Below are 2612 nucleotides of genomic sequence, written 5' to 3' on the forward strand. Positions count from 1 at the left end.
CGGAGCCGGTGCCGTTCTGCAGGTCGTCGGCGTGCTGGGCGACGCCGTCGTGGCCGGGCGGGTGCTCAAGGCGGCGGTGCCCGGCGGCCAGCGGTTCGGGCCCGCGCTGCCGCCGGGAACGAGCACCAGGGACGTCTTCGGCGTCGGCACGGACCGGCGGGCCCGGCTGGACCGCCTCACCCTCGTCGGCTCCGTGAAGACACCGGTGGGGAAGCTGCCGCTGAAGGGCCTGAACCAGTACGCGCTCGCGGAGCACTCCGTCGGCGCCTTCACCTCCCGGTGGGGCAGCGCCTCCCGGATGCGCGCCGTCTGCGGCACCGACACCGACCGGGCGGCGGGGTGCAGCACCGACACCCGCGAGGTGACGGTGCGCCACGGCCGGGTGGTCTCCGCCTCGAACACCCTCGGCCGCGGCTCCATCCCCGCGGGCACCACGGTCCTGGTGGGCCGGGAGAAGGGTGCGCGGCAGCTGCGCAAGCTCTCGGCCGGGGACGCGGTGACCGTCACGCACACCCTGATCGCGGCCACGTCGGGGGTCCCGTACGCCTTCGCGATCGGCGGCTTCCCGGTCCTGCGCGACGGCAGGCCGCTGTCCGGCCTCGACGGCGCCACCTCCGCGGTGCGCACGGTCGTGGGCTTCAGGAGCGGCGGACGGCAACTGCTGATCATGGCGCTGGACGGAGCGGCGGCCTACCGCACCGGCATGACGGTCGCCGAGGAGGCCGCCGTCATGCGCTCCCTGGGGGCGTACGACGCGTTCAACCTCGACGGCGGCGGTTCCACCGAGATGGTCACCCGGGACGCGGGCGCGAGCGCCGTGAGGGTCCGCAACCATCCGAGCGCCGGAGCCGAGCGCCCCGTCCCGGACGGGGTCGGCGTCTTCGAGAAGCCCTGAGCCGACGCCGGGCCAGGGGGTGTCGTTCGGATCAGGCCGACGACACCCCCTAGGGCCGCAGGCCGCTCACCAGGTCGGCCGTCGCGGTCAGGCCGCTGTGGATGGTGGGTGCCATGCTCGTGCCGGCCAGATAGAAGCCGAGCAGCATGCAGACCAGGGCGTGGGAGACCTTCAGCGCGCCGTTGCGCATGAAGATCACGGCCAGGATCAGGAGCAGCAGCACCACAGAGATGGAAACGGCCATCGGGAACCTCCTCCGCCACGCCCATGAGCGGCGTTCGGCCGCAAGTGTGGCGTAGCGGAGGGGTGCTCCGGGCGGCTGACATGTCCTCCGATCGTGTGGTGTTACGCGGAGGGGCGGGCGTCGAGGAAGTCCTGCAGGCCGGCGAGGTCGTCGGTGTTGAGCCAGTCGGCGCCGACGGCCAGCAGTTCGGTCCACAGGGCGTCCCGGGCAGTGCCCGCGGTGTCGGGGGTGGCCCAGAACCGGACCTGCTGGCCGCGCTCGTGGGCGGCCGCGGTGATGTCGCGCAGCTTGTGCCGCTCGGCGTCCGGGAACGGACCGTCGCCCGCCCAGGTGAAGTTCAGCGTCCAGTTGTCGCTGATCAGCGGGATGAAGGAGGCGGGCGCGGTGCTGCCGAGGTCGCTGAGCCGGCCGTCGTAGAAGGCGCGGCGCTCGGTCTGGGCCTCCATGGGGCCGCGGGCGGCGCGGTCGCCGGAGACGACGGCGGTGACCGGGCCGGGGTGCACCCGGCCGTTCGCGTACCGCGTGAACAGGTGCGGGTAGCGCCTGAGATGGCGGTCGAGTTCGAGGTAGGTCGAGGAGCCCTCGGTCTTGATGTCGACGAGGAGCTGCACCGGCCGGCGCCAACCCCGGTAGACGGTGCCGTGGTTGGCCTTCACCCGGGCGGCCAGCGGGTCGAGGTAGAGGGATTCGAGGGTGCGGGACGGGTCCAGCTCCGAGGCGTCGTGCCCGACGAGGAGCTGGTCGCCGACGAGGAAGATGTCGGCCTCGACGCTGCCGAAGCGGTGGTCGAGCGCGTCGAACAGGGGCCGGGGGTGCTCGTAGTCGTTGTGGGCGTGGGCGTGCCACAGGGGGCGCGGACCGGGCCGGGCGTCGGCCGCGCGGGCCTGCGCGGCGGGGAGGGCGACGGTGCCGGCGAGGGCGGCGCCGAGGCTGGTGAGGGCTCTGCGACGGGTCGTGAGTGCCATGCTCTGCCTCCCTTGGGTACCGGATGGGACCGAAGGGAGTATGCGTGCGCCGGTCGGCCAAGTACCCCTTCCTCGCGGGTAGTTGGCTGGGAGTTCACCTGCCCGGCGCACGCGGCGGCGGCCCGGCCCGGGTGGGGCGGGCCGCGCACCGGTGGGTCAGGGCGCCTGGAGGCCCACCAGTTCGGCCAGGGCCTCGCGGTGGGCGCCCGCGGTGCCGTAGGCGATGGAGTCGGCCTTGGCCCGTTTCAGATAGAGGTGGACCGGGTGTTCCCAGGTCATGCCGATCCCGGCGTGCAGTTGCAGCGCCTCCTCGGCGGCGTGCACGGCGACGGGGGCGGCGTAGGCCTGGGCGACCGCCACCGTGATGTCGGCGTCCTCCCCCGTGGCCAGGGCGTCGGCGGCGGCACGGGCGGCGGCGCGGAGGTTGACGACCTCCAGCCACAGCTGGGCCAGCCGGTGCTTGAGCGCCTGGAAGCCGCCGACCGGCCGGTTGAACTGCTTGCGCTCC

4 protein-coding genes are annotated in these 2612 nt (G+C 73.9%); 1 reads left to right on the plus strand and 3 read right to left on the minus strand.

What is annotated here, in order from left to right; all coding sequences use genetic code 11:
* Nucleotides 1-895: phosphodiester glycosidase family protein (locus tag ACWEN3_RS45030; RefSeq protein ID WP_452984048.1), on the plus strand; the 895-nt coding region annotated here is incomplete at its 5' end.
* A gap of 49 nt (nucleotides 896-944) precedes the next feature.
* Here the strand turns inward: ACWEN3_RS45030 and ACWEN3_RS45035 are convergent.
* The 3 genes from ACWEN3_RS45035 to ACWEN3_RS45045 form a co-directional block, all read right to left on the minus strand.
* Nucleotides 945-1139 (minus strand): hypothetical protein, encoded by a 195-nt coding sequence (locus tag ACWEN3_RS45035; RefSeq protein WP_452984050.1) that lies wholly within the window; start codon nucleotides 1137-1139, stop codon nucleotides 945-947.
* Between the two features lie 101 nt (nucleotides 1140-1240).
* Nucleotides 1241-2104: a phosphatidylinositol-specific phospholipase C/glycerophosphodiester phosphodiesterase family protein gene (locus ACWEN3_RS45040; RefSeq protein ID WP_452984052.1), complete on the minus strand. Its 864-nt coding sequence runs from the start codon at nucleotides 2102-2104 to the stop codon at nucleotides 1241-1243.
* Between the two features lie 156 nt (nucleotides 2105-2260).
* On the minus strand, nucleotides 2261-2612 hold a 352-nt coding region (locus tag ACWEN3_RS45045; protein WP_452984054.1), incomplete at its 5' end, for an acyl-CoA dehydrogenase family protein.

This window comes from Streptomyces sp. NPDC004561 (assembly GCF_053602155.1).

What these genes read in the sequence shown, in the direction of transcription:
- ACWEN3_RS45035 (WP_452984050.1), bottom strand. Translation starts at nt 1,139, where the DNA reads ATGGCCGTTTCCATCTCTGTGGTGCTGCTGCTCCTGATCCTGGCCGTG.
- ACWEN3_RS45040 (WP_452984052.1), bottom strand. Translation starts at nt 2,104, where the DNA reads ATGGCACTCACGACCCGTCGCAGAGCCCTCACCAGCCTCGGCGCCGCC.